This is a genomic window from Thermus sp., assembly GCF_037444525.1.
In the GTDB taxonomy this organism is placed as follows: Bacteria; Deinococcota; Deinococci; order Deinococcales; family Thermaceae; genus Thermus.
This window is the reverse complement of record NZ_JBBIMD010000019.1, coordinates 19,826-35,268: the sequence shown is the minus strand read 5'-3', so window position 1 is coordinate 35,268 and position 15,443 is coordinate 19,826. Positions and strand designations below refer to the sequence as shown.

The 15,443-nt window shown below is 64.8% G+C and carries 16 protein-coding genes and 1 pseudogene; 1 reads left to right on the top strand and 16 read right to left on the bottom strand.

From position 1 onward, the window contains the following. Positions 1-107: 107 nt before the first annotated feature. Positions 108-323, top strand: a complete 216-nt coding sequence (locus WKI94_RS04725) for a DUF1932 domain-containing protein (RefSeq protein ID WP_337844620.1) — start codon at positions 108-110, stop codon at positions 321-323. A 138-nt stretch (positions 324-461) separates the two neighbouring features. Here the strand turns inward: WKI94_RS04725 and WKI94_RS04720 are convergent, their stop codons facing one another. From WKI94_RS04720 to WKI94_RS04645, 16 genes and pseudogenes are all read right to left on the bottom strand, one after another. Then, a complete protein-coding gene (locus tag WKI94_RS04720) occupies positions 462-1,664 on the bottom strand; it encodes a 4-hydroxybenzoate 3-monooxygenase (protein ID WP_337844619.1) in 1,203 nt (400 codons plus the stop codon). Then, positions 1,657-1,911 carry a dihydrodiol dehydrogenase gene (locus WKI94_RS04715; RefSeq protein WP_337844618.1) on the bottom strand — a complete coding sequence of 85 codons (255 nt, stop codon included), beginning with the start codon at positions 1,909-1,911 and terminating at the stop codon, positions 1,657-1,659. Before WKI94_RS04715 ends, WKI94_RS04720 begins: the two co-directional genes overlap by 8 nt. A gap of 9 nt (positions 1,912-1,920) precedes the next feature. Continuing rightward, complete coding sequence (locus WKI94_RS04710; RefSeq protein WP_337844617.1) at positions 1,921-2,433, bottom strand: aromatic-ring-hydroxylating dioxygenase subunit beta; 513 nt, start codon at positions 2,431-2,433, stop codon at positions 1,921-1,923. 9 nt (positions 2,434-2,442) lie between these two features. Continuing rightward, complete coding sequence (locus WKI94_RS04705) at positions 2,443-3,765, bottom strand: aromatic ring-hydroxylating dioxygenase subunit alpha (protein ID WP_337844623.1); 1,323 nt, start codon at positions 3,763-3,765, stop codon at positions 2,443-2,445. 14 nt (positions 3,766-3,779) lie between these two features. Continuing rightward, positions 3,780-5,234: an ATP-binding cassette domain-containing protein gene (locus WKI94_RS04700; protein WP_337844622.1), complete on the bottom strand. Its 1,455-nt coding sequence runs from the start codon at positions 5,232-5,234 to the stop codon at positions 3,780-3,782. Further along, entirely contained in the window at positions 5,221-6,174 is a 954-nt protein-coding gene (locus tag WKI94_RS04695) for a branched-chain amino acid ABC transporter permease (RefSeq protein WP_337844616.1), read from the bottom strand. Before WKI94_RS04695 ends, WKI94_RS04700 begins: the two co-directional genes overlap by 14 nt. Next, positions 6,171-7,034: a branched-chain amino acid ABC transporter permease gene (locus WKI94_RS04690; protein WP_337844615.1), complete on the bottom strand. Its 864-nt coding sequence runs from the start codon at positions 7,032-7,034 to the stop codon at positions 6,171-6,173. Before WKI94_RS04690 ends, WKI94_RS04695 begins: the two co-directional genes overlap by 4 nt. A 3-nt stretch (positions 7,035-7,037) precedes the next feature. Beyond that, positions 7,038-8,228, bottom strand: a complete 1,191-nt coding sequence (locus WKI94_RS04685) for an ABC transporter substrate-binding protein (RefSeq protein ID WP_337844614.1) — start codon at positions 8,226-8,228, stop codon at positions 7,038-7,040. A 31-nt stretch (positions 8,229-8,259) separates the two neighbouring features. Further along, positions 8,260-10,137: a TIM barrel protein gene (locus tag WKI94_RS04680; RefSeq protein ID WP_337844613.1), complete on the bottom strand. Its 1,878-nt coding sequence runs from the start codon at positions 10,135-10,137 to the stop codon at positions 8,260-8,262. A gap of 2 nt (positions 10,138-10,139) precedes the next feature. Continuing rightward, on the bottom strand, positions 10,140-10,625 hold the full coding sequence (locus WKI94_RS04675; RefSeq protein WP_337844621.1) for a zinc-binding dehydrogenase: 486 nt from the start codon (positions 10,623-10,625) through the stop codon (positions 10,140-10,142). A gap of 108 nt (positions 10,626-10,733) precedes the next feature. Next, positions 10,734-11,105 (bottom strand): annotated as a pseudogene (locus tag WKI94_RS04670) (alcohol dehydrogenase catalytic domain-containing protein); the annotation flags it as partial. Between the two features lies 1 nt (position 11,106). Then, complete coding sequence (locus tag WKI94_RS04665) at positions 11,107-12,591, bottom strand: tripartite tricarboxylate transporter permease (RefSeq protein WP_337844612.1); 1,485 nt, start codon at positions 12,589-12,591, stop codon at positions 11,107-11,109. Beyond that, complete coding sequence (locus WKI94_RS04660) at positions 12,588-13,010, bottom strand: tripartite tricarboxylate transporter TctB family protein (protein ID WP_337844611.1); 423 nt, start codon at positions 13,008-13,010, stop codon at positions 12,588-12,590. The genes WKI94_RS04665 and WKI94_RS04660 overlap by 4 nt, the downstream gene beginning before the upstream one ends. Before the next feature lie 20 nt (positions 13,011-13,030). Further along, complete coding sequence (locus tag WKI94_RS04655; protein ID WP_337844610.1) at positions 13,031-14,008, bottom strand: tripartite tricarboxylate transporter substrate binding protein; 978 nt, start codon at positions 14,006-14,008, stop codon at positions 13,031-13,033. 20 nt (positions 14,009-14,028) lie between these two features. Beyond that, positions 14,029-15,000 carry a catechol 2,3-dioxygenase gene (locus WKI94_RS04650; protein WP_337844609.1) on the bottom strand — a complete coding sequence of 324 codons (972 nt, stop codon included), beginning with the start codon at positions 14,998-15,000 and terminating at the stop codon, positions 14,029-14,031. Between the two features lies 1 nt (position 15,001). Then, on the bottom strand, positions 15,002-15,409 hold the full coding sequence (locus tag WKI94_RS04645) for a carboxymuconolactone decarboxylase family protein (RefSeq protein ID WP_337844608.1): 408 nt from the start codon (positions 15,407-15,409) through the stop codon (positions 15,002-15,004). Positions 15,410-15,443 lie beyond the last annotated feature (34 nt).

Genomic DNA, 15,443 nt, shown 5'->3' with positions numbered 1-15,443 from the left:
CACGACCGGTTTTGCCGAGGTGCAGGAGGTGTTGGAAGGGATGCTTCGGGAAAGGTATGCCCCCCGTACACAGACGCTTACACATAAATCTTGACACGACCCTGGGGTTGGAGGAGGAGATCCGGAAAGAGATCGCCCAAAGCCTAAAGGAGGCGGACGAAAACCTAGTGGGAAGGCTCTTGGAGGGCAGCTGGAAGCACGCCCAAAGGCGGCACGAGGAGATGCTGGCCGCGGCCAGGCTTCTGGAGGAGGCCGGGTTGGAGCCCCTCATGGCCCGGGCCGCGGCGGCGTGGCTCCTTAGGCTGGCAGAGGGAGGAAGGTGAACTGGGGCAGGTAACCTGGCACCCCTGGGCAAGCACCCCCGGTGCCCCCCTTCCGGGCCCGCCGCCTGCCACGATGCGGCCCAGAAGGCGGAAGCCCTCTCCCGGCAGGACAGGACCCGGGAAAGGGGAAAGCTTCGTTTAGAAGAGGGCCTTGAGGGCCTCAGCCCAGGGGGCCGTGGTGTGGAGGCCCACGTAGTTCTCCGCCAGGAAGCTGAGGAGATGCGGGCTTTCCTCTAGGTGGCGGAGCTGAGCCCGGCGGAGGCCCTCGGTGAAGGAGTCCTCGTGGGTGTGGAGGAGGGTGGTCATCCAGTAGGAGAAAAACTCCGCCTGCCACACGTGCCGAAGGGCCTCCTGGGTAAAAGTGGACAGGGGGGAAGGGTCCTGGTCCAGATAGTAGGCCCGAAGGGCTCGGAAGAGGGCCACCGCGTCGGCCACGGCCATGTTCATCCCCTTGGCCCCGGTGGGGGGCACCACGTGGGCTGCGTCGCCGATGAGGAAGAACCGCCCGTGCTGCAGGGGCTCCACCACCAAAGCCCGCATGGGGGTGAGGCTCTTCTCCAAAAGGGGCCCGGGGCGGACCTCGGCCACCCCGTCCAAGCGGCGGGAAAGCTCCTCCCAGATGCGGGCCTCCGGCCAATCCTCGAGGCGCTCCTCGGGGCTCACCTGCAGGTAGTTCCGGGCTAGGGTGGGGGAACGCATGCTAAAGAGGGCGAAGCCCCGGGGGTGGCTGGCGTAGATGAGCTCCTCCGCCGCGGGGTGGGTCTCGGCTAGGATGCCGAGCCAGGCAAAGGGGTAGGTGCGTTGGTGAAGCTTGGCCCCAGGGATAAGGCTCCGGAGAGCGCTATGGGAACCATCAGCCCCCACGGCAAACTCTGTCCGTACCCGCCCCACCTGGCCCTCTGGGGTCCGATAGACCAAGATGGGGCCTCGTTCCAGCTCCTCCACCCCCAAAACCTCGTGCTCAAAGAGGATCTCCCCTCCTCCCTCCAGGTGGAGGCGGATCATGTCCCGCACCGCGTACTGCTGACCGTAGACCCAGATGCTTCTGCCTCCGGCTAAAGCGGGAAAGCCCACCCGGTGAAGGGCCCCGTGGAAGGCCAAATAGATTCCCCGGTGCTCCAGGCCCTCCCGCCGCATACGCTCCCCCAAACCCGCCGTCAGGAGGATCTCCTTGGTCCCCCACTCCAACACCCCAGCCCGGATACGGTGAGGGCTCGTCTCCAGGTAGTCGCGGCTCTTGGCCTCCAGGACCAGGGTTTCTACACCGATGCGGCGGAGGAGGTGGGCTAAGAGGAGGCCTGCGGGCCCCGCCCCCACAATGCCCACCTGGACCCTACGCATCCTCTCCTCCGAAAAGGATAAGGTCGGAAAGGGGCCGGCCCTCCACCCCCTCCTCGTCGGGCCCAAAGGGGGTGGCCAAGAGGCGGGAAAAGGTCTCGGGAGTCTGCCAGGTGAGGGCCTCGAGCTCCAGGGGGTCCAGGTCAATGCTGTACCCCGTGCGGGGGGAGGTGATGCGGAGCCGCTCCCCCTGGCCGGTGCGGACCTTCTCCACGGTCACGGTGGTGAACTCATTGGTCAAGGTGATCACGCGTCCTCCTTAGAAGAAGAAGGAAAGGTTGTGGGTGGGCAAGGTGGCGCTGTCCAGGATGACGATCCGCTGGGCGAGCCGCCACCCGCCCCCCCGGCGGCGCCACACGTCCCGCCTTTCGGCGGAGAGCAGGGTGTAGTCCGGACGGTCCCAGCGGCTGCGGAAAAGGAGGAGGTTGGAGCGTACCGGGACCTCCTCCCCCTGCGCCGTCCGCACCACCTCCCCCACCCGCACGTTGGTCACAAAGTGCCGGAGGCGGGAAGGAGGGTCCTCTGCCCAAGCGAACCCCGTCTCCAGCCGGGCCACCCGCATCTCCAAGGAGGTGCGGTCCTCGTCCAGGTGGTACATTCCCTCCGCCACCCCGCTTAGGCCCCCCTCCGGGGGGCGCTCCCGGGTCTGGCGCACGGGCACCCGGTAGACCACCTCTTCATCTAAGAGGGCCAGCCACTCCCGGTACCGGCCCTCGTCCAAAAGCTCCGCCTCACGGTAAAGGAGTTCCAGGATTTCCCGGGTGGGGTCCACGGCCACCTCCTAAGCCAGGAGCATGTCCAGATAGCGCCGGTGGAAGTTGCGCAGGTTGGCGTCCGTGAAGTTGAGCCCGTAGGCCACCCCCGACCCCGGCCAGTTGGGGTCAGGGGCCAGGTGGAGGCCCATGCGGTAGTAGAGCCGAACCTGCCCCCCTTGGGTAGAGGCGGCGTTCTGGGCCACGTGGGACCAGATCTCCGTGTCGTCCTGCTCAAAGGTCCCGGAGGAGCCGAAGAAGCGGAGGTAGGAGTGGCGGGCTTTTTCCTTAAACCAATCGGGAGCGTCCTTCTCCACCAGGCCCCAGGAGAAGATCTCAATCCGGCCAGGACCCAGAGGGTGCCAAACCCGGAAGGTGAGCATGGGCACCGGACGCGGGTAGGTGTGGTCGGGGCGGCGGATGGGGTTGTGGATGGAGAAGTTGGGGAAAAGGGTGATGAGGAGGATGCGGGTCTCCCGGGCCACCTCCCACTGCTCCTTGGTGGGGTAGGAGGTCCGGGCCCGCTCCATCATCTCCTCGGGGTAGCCCCAGAAGGGGGGAAGCTGAGCCCCGGGGGGTGCCCCCACCACCATGGCCCCATGGCCTTTGCCCGGGATATGGATCTGCTCTCCGTACATGGCGTACTTGGCGTCCTTGGGGGCGATGCCGAGCTCAATGAGGGAACGGTGGGTCATGAGGGTGTGGTAGCTGTCGCTGAGGAAGGTCTCCAGGGCCAGCTTCCAGTCTGTGGGCACCACCCAGCGCTGGGGCGGGCCCAACACCTCGAGGCCCTCCGGGCTGCGCTTGGTGATGAGCTCCAGGTACCAGCGGATCCCCCCCAACCACTCCTCCAAGGGAGAAGCTTCAGGGTCCAGGTTGCCGAAGAGGAGACCATCAAAGGCCTCGAGGCGGGGCAAGGGAATGAGGCCCCACTCCTCCTTCCTAAGATCCCCCCCGAAGGCCTCCCGCTCGGCAGGCACACCCACCAAGGCCCCATCGTTACGGTAGGTCCATCCGTGAAAGGGACAGCGGAAGTGGCTGGCGTTGCCCGCCTCTGCCCGGCAGACCCGCATCCCCCGGTGGCGGCACATGTCCAGGAAGGCCCGCACCTCTCCATCCTCACCCCGGACTACGATGTAGGGGTTATTGAGGATGTAACGAAGCACGTAGTCCCCGGGCTTAGGAACCTCAGACTCGTGGGCCAGGTAAACCCAAGAGCGGCTGAAGATCCGCTCCTTCTCCAGCTCAAAGAGATCGGGATCGTTGAAAATCCAAGCGGGCAGAAGCCCTTCCTCCACCCCACGGGCCAACTCTTCCAGTTTGGCCTTCACCCGATCGGAAAGCCTAAGCACCCATCCCACCCCCCTTAAACGCCCAGGTGCTCCGACAGAACCCGGTCCGAGACCTCCTCAGGCCGCCCAGTCCAGACAATCTCCCCGTGCTCCAGGATGTATACCCGGTCGGCCACGGAAAGAGCCATCTGGACGTTCTGCTCGGCCAAAAGCACCGTCTCACCCTCCTGCTTCAGGGCCCGGACCACTTCTGCCACCTGACGGACCATGAGGGGGGAAAGCCCTTCCGTGGGCTCATCCATGAGGACCACCTTGGGGTTACGGAGGAGGGCCCGGGCAATGGCCACCATCTGCTGCTCTCCTCCGGAAAGGGCCCGCGAGGCCACCTGCCGCCTTTCCTTAAGCCGGGGAAAGACCTCAAAGACCCGCTCCACGGTCCAACGGCCCTTCTGCCCCCAGGCGGCCAGACGAAGCTCCTCCTCCACGGAAAGCCCCTCAAACATCCGCCGTCCCTGGGGCACCAAGGCCATTCCCCACTCTGCCCGGCGGTAAGGGGGCAGACGCCCCACCCCCTCCCCTAGGAGGAAGACCTCTCCCCCCTGAAGGGGAAGAAGCCCCATGAGGGCGGAAAGAAGGGTGGTCTTCCCCATGCCGTTCCGGCCTAGGAGGGCCACCACCTCACCGCGGCGCACCTCCAGCTCCACCCCTTGGAGGACCCTCATGGCCCCATAGCCCGCAACCAGACCCCGGCAGGCCAGGACCACTTCGTCGGAGGGGCCTCCCCTACCCCGCTCTACAGTCCAGTCCCGGCCCACGTAGATCTCCTGGACCGTGGGGTTCTGGCGGATGGTTTCTGGAGGACCTTGGGCCACCACTTCCCCGTAGTGGAGCACCGTGATCTGGTGAGCAAAGCCCAAAGCGTAATCTAGGTCGTGCTCCACCAGGAGCACGGTGATCCTGGGATCCAGCCCCAGAATGAGGCGGGCGATCCTTTCCCGCTCCGCTCCCGAAAGGCCGGCCAAAGGCTCGTCCAAAAGAAGGAGGCCCGGGCGCTGGACCAAGGCCATGGCGATCTCCAGCTGACGCTTCTCCCCGTGGGAAAGGCGACCCGCCTCCTCCTCCGCCCGCCCGGCCAGGCCCACCCCCTCCAGGGCGGCCTCCACCTCCCCGTCCAGCTCTAAAGCCTCCCGCCAGGACCCCGCCTGGCCTTGGGCCGCCTTCCGGGCCAGGGCCACGTTCTCCCAGACACAAAGCTCGGGGAAAAGGCTGGAACGCTGGAAGGTCCGGGCCAGGCCTAGTCGGGCCACCCGTTCCTGGGGCCTTCCCATAACCTCCTGTTCCCCAAAGAGAACGCGACCCCGGTCGGGCTTAAGCTCCCCGGCGATGACCTTGAAGAGGGTGCTCTTCCCTGCCCCATTGGGACCGATGATCGCCCGGCGCTCTCCTGGGGCCACCTCGAGGCTCACCCCCGCCAGGGCTAAAACCCCACCGAAGGCCTTGTACACGCCTTCCACCCTAAGCCCGGCCACCGCCGCCACCCCCTAGGCGCTTCTCCAAAAGCACCCACAGCCCTTCCCGGGCGTAGAGCACGGTGAGGATGAGGAGAAGACCCACAAAAAGGCCCCAGAGGTCGGTTAGAGAGCTCACCCATGCCTGGAGGAAAACATAGAGCACTGCCCCAAAGGCCGCCCCCCAAAGCCCCCGCGCTCCCCCCAAGAGGACCATGACCACCAAGACCGCAGAGGTAAGCCAAAAGAGATCGTGAGGACTGACAAAGGAACGGTGGAGGACCAGCCCTGCACCCGCCAACCCGGTGAGTCCTCCAGCCAAGGCATACGCGGAGAGCTTATAGAAAAAGGTGGGCACGCCCAAGGCCCGGACCTTCTCCTCGTTCTGGCGTATGGCTTCCAGGGTCTTACCGTAAGGAGTACGGAGCAGGTAGCCGAGAAACCCCAAGACAAGAAGAAGGAGAACCCAAGCTGCTCCGTGGAGGAGTAGCGGGTTCAGAGGGACCCCCGAAAGGGAAAGCCCATCGTCCCCCCCAGTGAGGGCGGTCCACTTGAAGGCCGCAGAGTAAACCATTTGGGCAAAGGCCAAGGTGAGCATCAGGACAAAGATCCCTTGGGCTCGGAGTATCAAAAGGCCAGTGAGAAGGCCGTAAAGGGCAGCCACCAGAAAGGCCAAAGGAAGGGAAGCCCCCAAGGGCCAACCCGCCTTCAGGGCCAGGCCCAGGCTATAGGCCCCTAGGCCCAAGAAGGCAGCCTGGCCCAAGGAAGCGATGCCCGCATGGCCCATAAGGAAGCTCAAGGCAGCGGCCGCCACCCCCAGAAGCAGGCCTTCGGTGGCAAGAAAAAGAGGATACCCCCCAAACAAAGCGGGAAAGAGGAGAAGAACCGCAAGGGCTATCCGCAAGGCCAAGACCCGCCAGGAGGGCTGACGCATGGCCATGGCTGAGCGCTGAGCCATCATGCCAACCTCCTTCCCAGAAGACCTTCAGGTTTAAGGGCCAGGACCAAGGCCATAAGGGCGAAGATGAGGAACATGGCCACCTGGGGCAGGAAAAGGCGCCCGAATCCGTCCACCAGCCCCACCAGGATAGCTCCGAAGAAGGCCCCTTCCAGACGGCCAAGCCCCCCGATGACCACCACCATGAGGGCGAACAGGGTCATCTGGGCGTCCATCCCCGGGGCCAGGGCGATTAGAGGGGCCCCCAGGACCCCACCCAGGGCGGCCAACCCCGTCCCCACACCAAAGGTCAGGAGGCCCACTCGCTCGGGCTGGATCCCTAGGGCGCTGGCCATGGCCGGATCAGAGGTCACGGCCCGGATCTGCACCCCCAAGGGGGTGCGGGCTAGGAGGAGGCGCACCAAGAAGAAGAGGAAGACCCCCGTGGCAATGAGAAAAAGGGGGTACTTGGGGTAGATAAAAGGGCCCAGGAAGAGGGGGCCCGCTAGCTCTGGAGGCGGAGGGAAAGAACGCACCGCGGCCCCGAAGATGGCCCGAAGGAGGTCGGCGATGACAAAGCCCAGGCCGATGGTGAGGAGGACCTGCTCCAGCTCCCGCCCATGGAGCCCCCGAAGGAGAACGCGCTCCAGAAGGGCCCCGAGGAGCCCCACCCCCAGGGGGACGAGGAGAAGGGCCAGCCAGAAGTTCCCCCAGGCCTGGGCCAGGGCCAGCCCCAGGTAGGCCCCCAGAAGATAAAAGGCCCCGTGGGCCAGGTTGATCACCCGGGCCACCCCGAAGATGAGGGAAAGCCCCAGGGCCAGGAGGAAGAGGAGCATGCCAAAGGCCAGGCTGTTGAGGAGTTGGGTCAGAAGGAGGAGGACCATGCCCTACTTCCCCGGATCCCGGATGAGCCCCAGGTCGGCGATGAGCCGGTTGGTGAAGAAGCCCTCCATGCGCACCACTTCCCGGACGTACACATGTTGGGTGGCGTTGTTGGTCTCCGGGTCCATCTGGACAAAACCCCGCGGGCTGATGATCTTGGCGCTCTTCAAAGCCTCCACTAGACGCCGTCGATTGGACACGTCCCCCTGGACGGTGTTGATGGCATCCACGATGAACTGCATGGCATCGTACCCCCGGACGGCAAAGTGGTTGGGTATTCCGCCATACTTCCGGCGGTAGGCTTGGATGAACTCCCGGTTGGCGCTGTTGTTAAGGTTATAGACCCAGTGGTCGCCGCTCTTAGCCCCCAACGCCGCCTCGCCGATGGCTTCCAGAACGTTCTCATCGGTGATCTCCCCGCTCACCGCCAAGGGGATGGCCCGGTTCAGGCCGAACTGGGCGTACTGCCGGAGGAAGATCACCGCGTCGCTGCCGGAAAGGACGCCGAAGACCGCATCCGGCCGGCTGGCGGTGATGCGGGCGATGACCGCGCTGAAGTCCGTGGTGCCCAGGGGGGAGTAGACCTCCCCCACCACCTGGCCTCCGGCCTCGAGGAAACTCTCCTTAAAGGCGGCGGTGGACTCCTTCCCGAAGGCGTAGTCCAGGGCCACCACGAAGACCCGCTTGCCCACGTTCCGGGCCACCCAGGCCCCCATGGGGTAGTGCTGCTGCCAGGCACTGATGGAGGTGCGGAAGACATAAGGGCTCTTGCGGGCTCGGGTGATGTCGTTGGCCGCGGCGTTGGCCACGATGGTGGGGATCTGGCGCTCGTGGACGTAATCCCGGACGGCATAGGCGGAGGAGGAGAGGATGATGCCCGCCAGGAGATCCACCCTGTCCTGCTCCACCAGCTTGCGCACCTTGCGCACGGCCACCGCAGGGTCAGCCTCCTCGTCTTCCTTGATGAGCTGGACAGGCCGGCCCCCTGCCCGCCCCCCTACCTTCTCCAGGTAAAGCTCCATCCCCCGCGTGATCTCCTGCCCAAGCCGGGCGAAGGGCCCGGAGTAGGAGAGCACCACCCCGATGCGGATAGGTGGGTTCCCCTGCCCCAGGGCAAAGGAAAAGCGGCCGGAAGCCGCCGCCCCCAGAAGCCCAAGCCCCGCCTTAATGACCTGCCTGCGTCCAAGCTTTTCCATACCTTCCCTCCCTGAGGATTTGCCACCCATGTTACCCTCCGTTGCCCATATTGTCAACAATATTACCTACCATCTGAACGCCCCTCCCCCTCGGCCACGGTTGATCCACCTGGGCCGCCAGCCTCACAGCCGTATTGGCCGCACCGAAGAGTCCATACCCTCCCCTCCGCTCCAAGGCCTCAAAGAAGAACCGCCCATGGAAAGCGGGGGTATAGAGCTGCAAGAACTCCCCGCCCCGGCCATCGGCATCGTAAAGTAGGCCATGGGCTTCCAGCCGTTCCAAGAAGGCCGGCTCCAGGTCAAAGCGGGTGGCCAAGACCCGGTAATAGGAACGAGGGACCTCCAGAAGGGGAAGCCCATGGGCGCGCATCCTCTCAGCCACCTCAAACACATCCGGAACCGCAAAGGCCACATGCTGGATGCCCCCTCCTCCCATAGCCCGGATGAACCGGGTGGCCAGGGTCTCCCCTCCTTCCGCGGTATTTAAGGGAATCCGGATCCCCCCTTTGGGGCTGCGCACACAGCGGCTATAAAAAGCCCCGTAGGGGTCCAGGATCTCCACCATGGGCTCCTGCTCAAAGTCAAAGAGGCTCTTGTAGATCAAGAGCCAGCTGTAGAGCTCGGGGCGCCCCATCACGTTGGTGAAGTGGTCCACCCGCAGGGGCTCCTCGGAACTATCCCCCATTCTGGCAAGGCCCAGGACCTCCTCCACCGGCCCCTCTACCAGGTAGATTCGGGTCCGGCCCGGACCCTGGAGGGCGGGCAAGGGCAGCCCCCCGCCCCCTTGGGGGTAAACCTCCAGGTTCAGGGCTTGAGCCCGGGCCAGGATAGGGGCTGCCCGCTGGACACGGAATCCTACTCCACGGAAGCTTGGCAGCTCCTGGGGAACGGCCGCGCTCACCTCCGGCTCAGCGTTGAGGAGGATGCGGGCTTCCCCACCACGGTAGAGCTCCACCTCTAGGGCCGGGTGCTTTCCCACCCGCGCGAGGCCTAGGGCTTGGAAAAGCTGGGATAAGATGCACGCATCCTCTTCCTCCGCGAGAAGCTCTACGAAGGCCACCTCCTCCACAGGCAACGCCCTAGGTAGGGGAGGAACAACCCACCCCACCCCGTCCAGGAGGACCTTCAGGCTCCGCATGGCGTTCCAGGCCACCTCCTGGGGTGGGGCGGCCCGGAACCACTCGTTGAAGATCTCCAGGGAAAGGGGGCCCCGGTAGCCCGAGGCCAGGACGGCCTCCACAAACCTCCCCAAAGGCCAGTCCCCTTGGCCAGGGAAGGAGCGGTGATGGCGGCTTAAGGCCAAGGGGTCCATAAGGAGGTTGGGGGCATCAGAGAGCTGCACTAGGAAAACCCTCTCCCCCGGTAGCCCGGCCAGCTCTGCCACGGGATTACCCCGCACAAAGGCGTGGAAGCTATCCAAAACGAGCCCCAGGTTGGGGTGGTTGGCCCGCTGGACCACCTCCCAGGCCTGGGGCCAGTCCCGCACATGGCGCCCCCAAGAGAGGGCCTCGTACCCCACGCGGATCCCCCTCTGGGCAGCCCGATCCGCCAGCTCCCAAAGCTGGGCGGCCATCCGGTCAGGATCGCCCTCCGCCAGAGGGGAGGTGTTGGAACAGACGTAGGTGAGCGTGATTCCCAGCTCTCCCATCAGGTCAAAGGTGCGCTCTATCCGGTCCAGGCGACGCCTCTGCACCTCAGGGGGCATGCCCTCGTAGTCCCGGATGGGCTGCAGGGCCACAAAGGAAAGGCCTAGGCTTTCGGCCAGGCGGCGAAGCTCCCTTGGGGTTCCCCTATAGGTGCAAAGATCGTCCTCGAAGATCTCCACCGCCCTGAAACCGGCTCGAGCGATGGCCACCAGCTTCTCCTCCAGGGTGCCCCCTAGGCTGCAGGTGGCAATGGACCATTCCACGCCTACACCTCCCCGTGCTCCAGCACCACCTTAGGGGTGGGGATGCGCCCCTCCAGGAGGGCCCGGAACACCTCGGGGGCCGCCTCCAGGGGGTAGCGAGCCACCAAGTCCTCGGGCACCTCTGGGGTGAGGGCGGTGGCCCTGACGAAGTCCTCAGGGGTAAAGGTGTAGCTTCCCTGCACCATCCGCTCTCCTAGGACCAGCTCCTGCAGGGGAAGGGGAGCCTCGAGGGCCCCTAGACCCACCGCCACCACCCTCCCTCCAGGAACCACCGCCCTTACCGCCCTCCGCAGACTGGCCTCTACCCCCACCGTGTCCAAGGCGGCATCCCACTCCTCCAGCCCATCCCCTGCAGGCCAGCCCAGGCCCAGATCCACCAGGTAGCGCACCCGGGAGGGGTTGGAGTCCTCCAGAAAGACCTCCGCCCCAGCTCGCCGAAGCAACCAGGCCAAGAGCCCCCCTAAGGAGCCAGCCCCTAGGACCAGCACCCTCCTACCCGGGAGGGCACCCAGAAAGGACAAGGCCCTAAGGGCCACAGCCAGCGGCTCGGCCAAGGCCCCTTTCCAAAGGGGGGTAGTGGGCGGCAGTGGGAAAAGCTGGCTTATGGGGACACGGATCCATTCGGCAAACCCACCCGGCAGGTGAAACCCCACATGACGCCGGTGAGGGCAGAGGTTGGGGCGGCCGCCCCGACAAAGAGGACAGGTTCCACAGGAAAGCAGAGGATGGACGGCGACCCGCTGCCCAAGCCACCCCTCAGGCCCTTCCTCCACCACCCCCGCCACCTCGTGCCCCAAAACCAAAGGGGGCTGCCAGCGGGCCCGCATGGCTGGGGTGCCCTTGTAAACGCTGAGGTCACTCCCGCAAAGACCACAGGCCCCAACGCGAACGAGCACCCCTTCTCCGTGGGGAGGGTCCAATTCCCGCCAGCCAAGCTTCCCGTAATCCTCCAGCACCAAGGCCCGCATCCTACTCCCCCGGATGGAGCCGCTCCTCCAAAACCCGAAGCCGAAGAGCCTGACGGTACCGAAGCCAGGGCAGAACCACCAAAAGCCCCAGGTTCAGCAGGGCCAGCAGGACCGCCAAAGGGCGCTCAAAGAAGCTGGTAAGATCCCAGTGGGTCTTGATCATGCTGGTCATGAAGTGCTGTTCCAGGAGGGGGCCCAGGACCATCCCTAAAACCACCTGGCCTAAGGGGAAGCCACCCCGGCGGAGCACAAAACCCAACGCCCCCAAGGCGGTGAGGAGGTAAAGGTCAAAGGGGTTGTTGTTCACGGCGTAGGCTCCCACCGCACAGAGAGCCAGGACCACGGCCATGAGCACCTCCCTGGGAACCTGCAGGATGGCCCGGACGAGGAAGGTGCTCAAGTATCCCACCAGGGGCATGAGAAGGACGCTGACCACAAGGAAGGCCCAATAGATCTGGAAAACCAGGGAAGCGTGGTTCTTGAAGAGGTCCGGGCCAGGGGTGATTCCAAAGGCCAGGAACATGCCCAGCAGGATGGCGGTAAGGGTATCCCCGGGCAGGCCTAGGGCCATGGCTGGAATCCAGGCCCCGGCCACGGCAGAATTGTTGGCGCTGGTTCCGCTCAGGACCACTTCTTCCCTGGAGGCCTTTTTCAGGCGGGCCAGGTTGCTGGTGATCCAGGCGGCGATGTCCGACCCCGCTCCGGGAAGGAAGCCCACAAAGGTGCCTAGGAGGGAGGAGCGCAGTAGGGCTCCCCGAAGCCTCCAGGCTTCGATGAGGGGCTCGAGGAAGTAAGCCCGGAAGCTGGCGGCCAAGGAGGTGGGAGGGGCCTCGGCCCGCAACCCCTTACGGTAAAGGTACTCCAGCACCTCGCTAACGCCGAAAAAGGCGATAAGGGCCACGATGAAGTTGATGCCGCCCAAAAGCTCAGGACGGCCAAAGGTGAAGCGGGGATGGCCCAGGGCCGGGTCGTACCCCACCGTGGCAAGCAGCATGCCCAGGCAGAAGGCAACGAGGGCCTTTAGAGCATGGGTAGCGGCCAGAACACCGCTGAGGATGCCGAGCAACACCAGCCAAAAGTACTCAAAGGAGGAGAACTGGCGGGCTAGCCAGACCAACCCCAACGATCCCACCACAAGGAGAAGGAGCCCGATGAGGCTCCCCACCGCGCTGGGCAGGGCGGAAAGGCCCAGGGCGAAGGAAGGAGAACGCTTTTGGGCCACCTCGTGAATCTCCTCCGTGTAGGCGGCGGAGGCTGGCGTACCGGGTAAGCGCACCAAGACGGACCCGATGTCCCCCGCGAAGATGGCCGTGGCGCTGATTGCGATAAGGGCCGCCAGAGCCACTTCCGGACCCGCAAAGAGCAGAAAGGGAATGGCCAGGCTTATGGCCAGGGTGGCGGTAAGACCCGGTATAGAGCCGAAGAGGGCCCCGTAGAGGCTACCCAGAAATAAGGCCAAGAGGATCTCCGGGCTAAAGAGGTTCACCCGTATACCCCCAAAATCCTCACGAAAAAGGCGTAAACGAAAGAAGCCACCACCCCCGCGGCCAGGAAAACCGCCCATCCCTTCCCCCTGAGGAGGAACCCCGCCCACAAGGTGAGGAGGCCTGCTAGGGCCGCTAGCCCCAGGGCCTTGAGGAGAAGGGGGGCCGTGCCTAGCCCCACCAAGGCCCCCAAAACCCTGGGCAGGCGGCCGGCCTCCCCTTCCCCTCGAGGCCCAAGGCGGCCGGCCGAGAAGAGGCCCAAGCTGGAGGCCACCAGGACCACCCCCAGCAGGCTGGGGAAAAGGGCCGGCCCAGGGTATCCCCCCTCCATCTGGGGAAGGCCTCGAGCCAGGACCAAGGCCGCTCCACCCAAAAGTAAAGCCAAAAGGGCCCCTAAGGTTTCCCAAACCCGTTCAGCCATTAACCCCCCAACCTCCCAACCTAGAACTTGAGCTCTAAGGCCTGGACGATTTGGTTCATGGCCTGGGTCCTCTCCTGCAGGAAGGCTAGGCTCGCCTTGCGATCCAAGTGGTTGATGACCAGGTTGGCGTTGTTCATAAAGCGGACGAACTCGGGGTCCTGGACGGCCTTGGCGAAAGCCTTATCAAGCCGGTCTATCACCGAAGGCAGGGTAAACTTGGGCGCTGCAGCCATGAGGAAGGAGGCAAAGGTCCAGTCCACCCCCAGTTCCTTCAAGGTGGGGATGTCCGGGAAGGCGGGGAAGCGCTTATCGGTCATAAAGGCCAGGTAACGGGCCTCCCCAGCTTTGACAAAGGCGCTGGCCTCCCCGATGGCCACAAAAGCTACGTGGATCCCCCCTGAGATAAGCTCCTGCAGGGCCGCCGCAGCCCCCTGGGTGGGCACCCAGGGCAGGTCCGCGTCCTTAAGGCCCAACTTCCAGAGCAAGCCCAGACGGGCAAAATCATAGGAACCCCACTTGGCCGTACCAGAAGCCTTGTACCGCCCCCGGTTGTTCCGCAGATCGGAGACGAACTCCTGGAAGGTCCGCCAGGGAGCGTCCTTGCGCACCACCACGGCCACGGGGTTGAGGACCAGGAGGGAAATGGGGGCGAACATCTCCGCGCTGATCTTGGTCTGGGCCACCCATGGGGGCAGGACCACCTCTAGGGTGATGATGCCGATGGTGTAGCCGTCGGGACGAGCTTGGGCAATGGCCCCGTGGCCCACCGCTCCGCCCCCGCCTGTACGGTTCACCACTTGGACAGGGACTCCCAGATCCTTTTCTAGAATCGGGGCCAGGGCCCGGGCGGTGAGGTCGGTGGAGCCGCCGGGGGACCAAGGGACGATAAGGGTGATGGGCCGCGAGGGGTAACGCTGAGCCCACCCCTTGGAACCCAAGGCCAGGGTCGCCATGAGGGCCAAACCGTCTTTTAAAACCTTCCGCCGAACCTGCTGCATGGTAGCCTCCTTTCTAACGTCTAGCCTACGGGTTCTGTCGCCTTCAAAGGGGGCGTTCCGTAGGTGTAGAACGTGGCCGGAAGCTGGCCGCCGAACCAGATGGTGCTCTTCTCCAGATCGTTCACGTTGGTCACGTCCCAAACCACCGTCTTCCAGGTGGGGTCAAAGATGAGATAGCCGGTGTCGCCAAAGAGCTCCACCCGGGTCCCTCCCGGCTCAAAGACGTACATGAAGTAGGCCTGGGTGGTGCCGTGCTTGCCGGGACCAGCCTCAATGGGCACGTCGTACTCCACCAGAAGGTCGGCCAGGTCCAGGAGGTGCTGGGGATAACCGTACCAGAAGGCGATGTGGTGGAAGCGCCCCCGGGCGCCGGTGGCATCCCGCATGAGGCCGATCTCGTGGACCAAGGGGCTTACGGAAAGCCAGGCCCCAAGCTCCTCCCCTTCCCCTCGCACCTTCTGCTCCCGAAGCTTAAAACCTAGCACCTCCTCAAAGAAACGCCGGTTAGGAGTGACCTCGGAGCAGAGGCAGTTCACGTGGTCCAGCCGCCGGACGGGAATCCCCCTTAGGGGCCTCTTGGAGGGGCGATTCTTCAGCTTGCTCCGCTTTTCCGGAGGGGCTTCATAGTACTCCACCTCAAAGAGAAGCTCCATCCGGTGGCCGTCTGGGGTGCGGAAGCGGTAAGCGGGCCCGTGGCCCAGGTCCTCTGTCCAGCCCTCCCCAAGCCCCGCAGCCTCCAAGGCCTTGACCCGTCGCTCTAAGGCCGCTCGGGAAGCGGTACGCCAGGCGATGTGGCCTAGGCCCGCCTCCTTGGCCTCGGTGACCTTCAGGGTGTGGTGGTACCAGTCCTCGTAGGCCCGGAGGTAAACGGACTGGCCTTCCCGGGCGGTCTCCTCTAGTCCTAGGATCTCCTTGAAAAACCAAAGGGTGCCCTCGGGGTTAGGGGTGTAAATCTCCGCATGGGCCAGCTGGACAACATCAAACCCTTCCATACTAAAACCTCCCTTCCTCCTCCATGCGCAGGATCTCCTGAATGACCTCCGCTCCCCGGTTGGCGGCGGGCAGGCCGCGGAAGAGGAAGGCCAAACCCACCACCGCCGAGAGCTCCTCGTAGGTGGCCCCAGCCCTCCGGGCGGCGATGGCGTGGAGCCGGGCAGCGTCGGAAAGGTCCATGAGGAGCATGCCGAAGAGCATGAGCTGGGCGGTCTTCACGTCAAAACAGGAGGGGTACATGAGCCGGGCCCGAAGCTCCTCTTGGAGCCTTAAGGTTTCCGGGTCCAGACGGGCGAGGAGGTCCGTCCGGGCCTGGATCCTGGGGGGTACGAAGCCGATGAGCTCCCGGTACCGGTCCCGAAGCCGCTCTAGCTCTTCCAGGGGCATCTTGAGGGGCAACTCCGCCACGCCGACCTCCTTGGCACACCCTTGAGGGTTCAAG

Bases quoted from the DNA above. Each gene is read 5' to 3' on its own strand.
- WKI94_RS04720 (WP_337844619.1), bottom strand. From the start codon at position 1,664: ATGCGTAGGGTCCAGGTGGGCATTGTGGGGGCGGGGCCCGCAGGCCTC.
- WKI94_RS04695 (WP_337844616.1), bottom strand. From the start codon at position 6,174: ATGATGGCTCAGCGCTCAGCCATGGCCATGCGTCAGCCCTCCTGGCGG.
- WKI94_RS04690 (WP_337844615.1), bottom strand. From the start codon at position 7,034: ATGGTCCTCCTCCTTCTGACCCAACTCCTCAACAGCCTGGCCTTTGGC.
- WKI94_RS04685 (WP_337844614.1), bottom strand. From the start codon at position 8,228: ATGGAAAAGCTTGGACGCAGGCAGGTCATTAAGGCGGGGCTTGGGCTT.
- WKI94_RS04660 (WP_337844611.1), bottom strand. From the start codon at position 13,010: ATGGCTGAACGGGTTTGGGAAACCTTAGGGGCCCTTTTGGCTTTACTT.
- WKI94_RS04655 (WP_337844610.1), bottom strand. From the start codon at position 14,008: ATGCAGCAGGTTCGGCGGAAGGTTTTAAAAGACGGTTTGGCCCTCATG.
- WKI94_RS04650 (WP_337844609.1), bottom strand. From the start codon at position 15,000: ATGGAAGGGTTTGATGTTGTCCAGCTGGCCCATGCGGAGATTTACACC.